This is a genomic window from Streptomyces sp. NPDC044002, from assembly GCF_056434525.1.
Map to the genome: position 1 here is coordinate 24,126 of NZ_JBWKEZ010000069.1, position 6,870 is coordinate 30,995.

A 6,870-nucleotide genomic window follows, 5' to 3' on the forward strand; every position below is an offset into this window, starting at 1 on the left:
AAGGACAAGCACTCATGACGACGCCCACGATCGAGCTCAAGCCCTCCTCGAACCCGCTGTCCGACGCGGAGCGCGAGGCGATCCTGGCCAGCCCCGGCTTCGGCCGCCACTTCACCGATCACATGGTGACGATCAAGTGGACCGAGGGCCGCGGCTGGCACGACGCCGAGCTGGTCCCGTACGCCCCGCTGTCGATCGACCCCGCGAACATGACCCTGCACTACGCGCAGACGATCTTCGAGGGCCTCAAGGCCTACCGCCAGCCCGACGGCACCGTCGCCACCTTCCGCCCGCGCGCCAATGCCGAGCGCTTCCAGGCCTCCGCCCGCCGCATGGCGATGCCGGAGCTGCCGGCCGACCTCTTCATCGAGGCCTGCGACGCCCTGATCAAGCAGGACCGCGCCTGGGTGCCGGACTCCGGCGAGGCCTCCCTGTACCTGCGCCCGTTCATGTTCGCGTCCGAGGTCGGCCTGGGCGTCCGCCCGGCCAACGAGTTCCTCTTCATGGTCATCGCCTCGCCCGCCGGCGCGTACTTCCCCGGTGGCGTCAAGCCCGTCTCCGTCTGGCTCTCCGAGGAGTACGTCCGCGCCGTCAAGGGCGGCACCGGCGCCGCCAAGACCGGCGGCAACTACGCGGCCTCCCTCGTCGCCCAGGCCCAGGCCGCCTCGCACGGCTGCGACCAGGTCGTCTGGCTGGACGCCGTCGAGCACCGCTGGATCGAGGAGATGGGCGGCATGAACCTGTACTTCGTGTACGGCGACCGCATCGTCACCCCGGAGCTGACCGGCTCGCTCCTCCCCGGCATCACCCGCGACTCCCTCCTCACCATCGCCCGCGACCTCGGCTATACCGCCGAGGAGGGCCGGATCACCACCGAGGACTGGAAGCGCGACAACGAGAACGGCACCCTCACCGAGGTGTTCGCCTGCGGTACCGCCGCCGTCATCACCCCGGTCGGCTCCGTCAAGTCCGAGCGCGCCAACTGGACCCAGGGCGACGGGCAGCCCGGCGAGGTCACCATGAAGCTCCGCAAGGCGCTCCTGGACCTCCAGACCGGCCACACCGCCGACACCCACGGCTGGATGCACCCGCTCGGCTAGGGGCGTGTCCCCGAGACGCCCGAAGGCCCCCGCGCTGCTGCGCGGGGGCCTTCGGTCTTGCGGTGGGACGGGGGAGGAGCGTGGTCAGCGCTCCTCGTCCTTCTTGTCGTCCTTCTTGCTGCTGCGCTCGAACTGGCCCTCCGAGCCGGTCATGGCCGACAGGCCGTCGCCGATCAGGTAGGCCAGGCCGGCCATCCCCTTGACGATCCTCGTCGCCACGTATGCGAGCTCTTCCACGACGCCTCCCCGTGTCGTACGCGGCGGCCCCTGTCCTAGTCGGCCGCCGCCATCACTGCTTCCGCCGCCGGTGCGGCGGCCGGTGCCGCCTGCGGCCGGACGGTCAGCGCGGCGTACACCGCGCCCCCGACCAGCCCCGACAGGATGAAACTACAGTCCACCCCGCCGGTGAGCGCCAGCAGAGGGCCCTCGTACACCGGGGTCGACACGGCCGCCAGGCCCACGACCGCGCCCGCCGCCCAGGAGGCGGTGGCGCGGAGGTTCCAGCCGCCGCTGTACCAGTAGACGCCACCGCGGGCCCGGCGGTTGAACACCTGGAGGGCGTCCGCGTCGTAGACCCCGCGGCAGCGCACGAAGCCGATCAGGGTGATCACGGCCCACGGGGTGCCGACCGCGGTGAGCAGCAGGACGAAGGAGGTCATCGCGGACTGCACGTCCCACTCGAAGGAGCCGAAGAAGACGAACGCGGTGGCCACGGCGGCGGCGATCACGGTGGCCTTCGTGCGGGTGGCCCTGGGGATGATGGCGTCCAGGTCCAGGCCCATGGAGTAGAGCATCAGCCCGGCGTTGCCGACCGAGCCGGCCGCGGCGGCCACCAGCAGCGGGACGAGGTACCAGAAGGGCGCGGCCGCCACGAGCGGCCCGGCGTAGTCGGCCCCGGCGCGGGCGGCGAGGGCGGTGTAGGTGCCGAACAGCTGCGGCACCAGCAGGCCGAACAGCAGCCCGAGGCAGGTGGCCCAGAAGACCTTGCGGGAGCCGTGGCGGCGCGGGGAGATGTAGCGGGTGTAGTCGCCGAGCAGGGTGATGAACGCGACGGGCCCGCTGAGCCCGGCGGCGACGGCGGCCAGCAGCCAGGTCGGCCAGAAGGAGCCGAGCAGGTACTCCGTGTCCGGCGGGGCGGCGGCGGTGAAGTGGGGGGCGTACGCGACGACGCCGACGGCCAGCAGGACCACCATGGCGATGGACAGCACCTTGCTCATGCGCAGCAGCAGCCGGTAGCCGAAGACGGCTCCGACGACGGTGCACGCGGCGAGCACGCCGTACATCACGGCCCGGGTGAGACCGGTGTCGGGCAGCCCGGTGAGCCGGGACAGGGTCCCGGCCATCACGTCGCCGCCGATCCACAGGGTGAGCGCGGTGTAGCCGAGGGAGAGCAGCAGGCCGACCACGGAGCCGACCAGCCGCCCCCGTACGCCGAACTGGGCGCCGCTGGAGGTGGACAGGTTGGTCGCGGTCCGCAGCGACACCAGGGCGAGCGGCGCGGTGAAGGCTATGCCGACCAGGGTGCCGGTCACGATGGCGGTGACGGAGGGCACCAGCCCGAGCCCGAAGGACGGGGGCAGCCAGCCGAAGACGATCACGCCGAGGCAGAGGTTGGAGCCGAGGAGGATCGAGATCAGGTCACGGGGACCGCTCGTCCTCTCCTCCTCCGGGATGGTGTCGACTCCGCGCTGTTCGATGGGCATGGGGGGACTCCCTTGGCAGGGCGGGGGGTGGTTGCGCATTCGTTTGAGCGTCATTCAATGTGACCTGAGCCCTGGTCCCAGGTCAATGCTTCATTGCGAGGAAATGAAGAGTTAGAGTGATGCTCTAACCCATCGAGTCAAAAGGTGGTGGATCGGCGTGCGGCTGACACCTACGGAGCGCGACCGCCTGCTGCTGCGCAGCGCCGCGGAACTGGCCAGGGCCCGTCGGGCCCGGGGCCTGCGGCTCAACGTCCCCGAAGCCACCGCGCTGATCGCGGACACGGTCTGCGAGGCCGCGCGCGACGGCAAGCGGCTGGCCGAGGCCATCGAGGAAGCCCGGAACGTCCTGGGCCCCCACGACGTACTGCCCGGCGTCGCCGACGTGGTCACCGAGGTGCACGTGGAGGCCGTCTTCGACGACGGGTCCCGCCTCGCGGTGGTCTCCTCGCCCATCCAGGGCGCCGTCTCCCTCGGCGCCGACGCCCCCGGCGCGGTCCTCCCCGGACCCGGCGCGCCGCAGCCCGAACCGCAGCTGCACCTGCGGGTGCGCAACACCGCGCCCGTACCGGTCAGCGTCACCTCCCACTTCCACTTCTTCGAGGCGAACCCCCGGCTCGACTTCGACCGCGCCGCCGCCTACGGCATGCGGCTGTGCGTGCCGGCCGGCTCCTCGGTCCGCTTCGACCCGCACGGCGAGGGCGAGGTGGGGCTGGTCCCGATCGGCGGCGACCGGATCGCCATCGGCTTCGCCGGCCTGGTGGACGGCCCGCTGGACGCCCCCGGGGCCAAGGAGCAGGCCCTGGCCCGCGCCGCCGCATGCGGCTACCTAGGCGCCGCCACCACCGAAGAGGATCCGAAGGGAGACCGGGCGTGAGCCGTCAGACCCCCCACAACGACCACAGCGCGCACTGCGCCCCCGGCAGCAGCCGCCACATCGACCCGCACGAGTACGCCTCCGTCTTCGGCCCCCGCGCCGGGGACCGGGTCCGGCTCGGCGACTCGGGGCTCACCGTGCGCGTGGAGCACGACGCCCAGAAGCCCGGCGACGAGTTCCTGGCCGGCTTCGGCAAGACCGCCCGCGACGGCCTGCACCTGAAGGGCGCCGCGGTCCGCGAGACCTGCGACGTCGTGATCAGCAACGTCCTGGTCATCGATGCCGTCCTCGGCATCAGGAAGGTCTCCATCGGCATCCGCGAGGGCCGCATCCACGCGATCGGCCGGGCCGGCAACCCGGACACCCTCGACGGGGTCGACGTGGTCGTCGGCACCGGCACGAGCATCGTCTCCGGAGAGGGCCTGATCGCCACCGCCGGCGCCGTGGACACCCACGTCCACCTGCTCTCCCCGCGCATCATGGAGGCCTCCCTCGCCGCCGGTGTCACCACCGTCATCGGCCAGGAGTTCGGCCCCGTCTGGGGCGTCGGGGTCAACTCCCCCTGGGCGCTGAAGCACGCCTTCAACGCCTTCGACGCCTGGCCCGTGAACATCGGCTTCCTGGCGCGCGGCTCCTCCTCGGACGCGGCTCCCCTGGTGGAGGCCCTGGCCGAGGGCGGCGCCTGCGGCTTCAAGGTGCACGAGGACATGGGCGCCCACACCCGGGCCCTGGACACCGCGCTGCGCGTGGCCGAGGAGCACGACGTACAGGTCGCCCTGCACTCCGACGGCCTGAACGAGTGCCTCTCGGTCGAGGACACCCTGCGCGTCCTGGAAGGCCGCACCATCCACGCCTTCCACATCGAGGGCTGCGGCGGCGGACACGTCCCCAACGTCCTGAAGATGGCGGGCGTGCCGAACGTCATCGGCTCCTCCACCAACCCCACCCTGCCCTTCGGCCGGGACGCGGTCGCCGAGCACTACGGCATGATCGTCTCCGTCCACGACCTCAAGCCCGACCTCCCCGGCGACGCGGCCATGGCCCGTGACCGGATCCGCGCCGGGACGATGGGGGCCGAGGACGTCCTGCACGACCTGGGCGCCATCGGCATCACCTCCTCCGACGCCCAGGGCATGGGCCGGGCCGGCGAGACCATCCGCCGCACCTTCGCCATGGCCGCCAAGATGAAGGGCGAACTCGGCCCCCTGGAGGGCGACGGCGAGGGTGACGACAACGCCCGCGTGCTGCGGTACATGGCCAAGCTGACCATCAACCCGGCCATCGCCCACGGCCTGGCACACGAGATCGGCTCCATCGAGACCGGCAAGCTCGCCGACATCGTCCTGTGGCGCCCCCAGTTCTTCGGCGCCAAGCCCCAGCTGGTGCTGAAGTCCGGCTTCCCGGCGTACGGAGTCACCGGCGACCCCAACGCCGCCACCGACACCTGCGAACCGCTCGTCCTCGGCCCGCAGTTCGGCGCGTACGGGGCCACCGCCGCCGACATCTCCGTCGCCTTCGTCTCCGCCGCCGCGGCGGCGCTGGGCGGCGACGGGATGCCGACCCGCCGCCGCCGCGTCGCCGTACGCGGCACCCGCGGCATCGGCCCCAAGGACATGCTCCTCAACTCCCGGGTGGGCGCGGTCGATGTGGACGCGCGCAGCGGACTCGTCTCCCTCGACGGGGAACCGCTGCGCTCCGAAGCGGCCGACTCGGTCTCACTCAGCCGCCTGTACTTCCTGTAAGCAGCACAGCCTGCAAGCCCGTTAGGACCCCGCCATGACTGCACAGCCCGACGCCAAGCCCGTGAACGACGGCTTCCGGATGCCCGCCGAGTGGACCCCCCACGAGCGCACCTGGATGGCCTGGCCCAGCCCCAACCCCACCTTCACCAACGAGCAGGAGCTCGCCGAGGCCCGCCAGGCCTGGGGCGCCGTCGCCCGCGCCGTGCGCGCCTACGAGCCGGTGACCCTCGTCGTCTCCCCGGGCGACGCCGAGAGCGCCCGCGCGATCGTCGGCGACGACGTCCAGCTCGTCGAGCAGGAGCTCGACGACGCCTGGATGCGCGACATCGGCCCGACCTTCGTCACCAACGACGCCGGCGAGCTGGCCGCCGTCGACTGGACCTTCAACGGCTGGGGCGCCCAGGAGTGGGCCCGCTGGGACCACGACTCGAAGATCGCCCGGCACGTCTCCGACGTGGTCGGCACCCGCACCTACAGCACCCGCCTGGTGAACGAGGGCGGCGCCATCCACGTCGACGGCGAGGGCACCGTGCTCCTCACCGACACCGTGCAGCTCGGCGAGGGCCGCAACCCCGGCTGGACCCGCCAGCAGGTCGAGGAGGAGATCCACGCCCACCTCGGCACCACCAAGGCCATCTGGCTGCCCTACGGCCTGGCCGGCGACTACGGCACCTACGGCACCCAGGGCCACGTGGACATCGTCGCGGCCTTCGCCCGCCCCGGCGTGGTCATGGTCCACACCCAGCCCGACCCGGCCCACCCGGACCACGAGCGCTGCAAGACCATCGCCGCCATCCTGCGCGCCGCCACCGACGCCAAGGGCCGGCTCCTGGAGGTCGTGGAGGTCCCCGCCCCGACCGTGCTGGAGGAGGACGGCGAGTGGGTCGACTACTCGTACATCAACCACTACCTCTGCAACGGCGGCGTGGTGCTGTGCTCCTTCGACGACCCGCGCGACGAGGAGGCCGCCGAGATCTTCCGCGGACTGTTCCCCGAGCGGACCGTGACGCTCGTTGACGCACGTACGATTTTCGCCGGGGGTGGCGGTATCCACTGCATCACCCAGCAGCAGCCGAAGGTCTGACCCGAGGCGGACCTCGTGAAGGAGTGACCATGGTGGCGGGTGGAGCACCGGTACGGGCGGCGCGCAAGAACGCGCCCCCGCGCGAGGACGTACTCGCCGCCGCCATGGCCACGATCGCCGAGCGCGGGCTGGAGGGCCTGACCATGGCCGGCCTGGGCCGCCAGGTCGGCATGAGCAGCGGCCACCTCCTCTACTACTTCGGCAGCAAGGACGAGCTCCTGCTGCAGACCCTGGAGTGGAGCGAGGCGGCCCTGGGCGGCGAGGGGGGGGGGGCTCTTGGCCCCCTCCGCCCCGCGCCCGCGCGTGCCCGAACGTTACTCGAACCCTCCCCTCCCTGGCGCAACCCGTGACCCCCCCCAAAACCCTT

7 protein-coding genes are annotated in these 6,870 nt (G+C 72.0%); 5 read left to right on the top strand and 2 right to left on the bottom strand.

Annotated features, from left to right (window positions below; translation table 11 throughout):
- Nucleotides 1–14: 14 nt before the first annotated feature.
- Complete coding sequence (locus AC07A6_RS34420) at nt 15–1,100, top strand: branched-chain amino acid aminotransferase (RefSeq protein WP_362462968.1); 1,086 nt, start codon at nt 15–17, stop codon at nt 1,098–1,100.
- Nucleotides 1,101–1,184: 84 nt separating this feature from the next.
- On the opposite strand, the gene AC07A6_RS34425 is transcribed toward AC07A6_RS34420, so the two are convergent.
- Nucleotides 1,185–1,337, bottom strand: a complete 153-nt coding sequence (locus AC07A6_RS34425; protein WP_362462971.1) for a hypothetical protein — start codon at nt 1,335–1,337, stop codon at nt 1,185–1,187.
- A gap of 35 nt (nt 1,338–1,372) precedes the next feature.
- Nucleotides 1,373–2,803, bottom strand: a complete 1,431-nt coding sequence (locus AC07A6_RS34430; RefSeq protein ID WP_478779735.1) for a cytosine permease — start codon at nt 2,801–2,803, stop codon at nt 1,373–1,375.
- A 157-nt stretch (nt 2,804–2,960) separates the two neighbouring features.
- Here AC07A6_RS34430 and ureA point away from each other — a divergent pair, with 157 nt between their 5' ends.
- Genes ureA through AC07A6_RS34450 form a run of 4 tightly spaced genes read left to right on the top strand, consistent with a single transcriptional unit; the run spans nt 2,961 to nt 6,853 of the window.
- Entirely contained in the window at nt 2,961–3,677 is a 717-nt protein-coding gene (gene ureA, locus AC07A6_RS34435) for an urease subunit gamma (RefSeq protein ID WP_478779736.1), read from the top strand.
- 59 nt (nt 3,678–3,736) lie between these two features.
- Nucleotides 3,737–5,419, top strand: a complete 1,683-nt coding sequence (locus tag AC07A6_RS34440) for an urease subunit alpha (protein ID WP_478779745.1) — start codon at nt 3,737–3,739, stop codon at nt 5,417–5,419.
- Nucleotides 5,420–5,453: 34 nt separating this feature from the next.
- Entirely contained in the window at nt 5,454–6,503 is a 1,050-nt protein-coding gene (locus AC07A6_RS34445; RefSeq protein ID WP_478779737.1) for an agmatine deiminase family protein, read from the top strand.
- 29 nt (nt 6,504–6,532) lie between these two features.
- Entirely contained in the window at nt 6,533–6,853 is a 321-nt protein-coding gene (locus AC07A6_RS34450; protein ID WP_478779738.1) for a helix-turn-helix domain-containing protein, read from the top strand.
- The last annotated feature ends 17 nt before the right edge of the window (nt 6,854–6,870 follow it).

Bases quoted from the DNA above. Each gene is read 5' to 3' on its own strand.
- AC07A6_RS34420 (WP_362462968.1), top strand. From the start codon at position 15: ATGACGACGCCCACGATCGAGCTCAAGCCCTCCTCGAACCCGCTGTCC.
- AC07A6_RS34450 (WP_478779738.1), top strand. From the start codon at position 6,533: ATGGTGGCGGGTGGAGCACCGGTACGGGCGGCGCGCAAGAACGCGCCC.
- AC07A6_RS34445 (WP_478779737.1), top strand. From the start codon at position 5,454: ATGACTGCACAGCCCGACGCCAAGCCCGTGAACGACGGCTTCCGGATG.
- AC07A6_RS34430 (WP_478779735.1), bottom strand. From the start codon at position 2,803: ATGCCCATCGAACAGCGCGGAGTCGACACCATCCCGGAGGAGGAGAGG.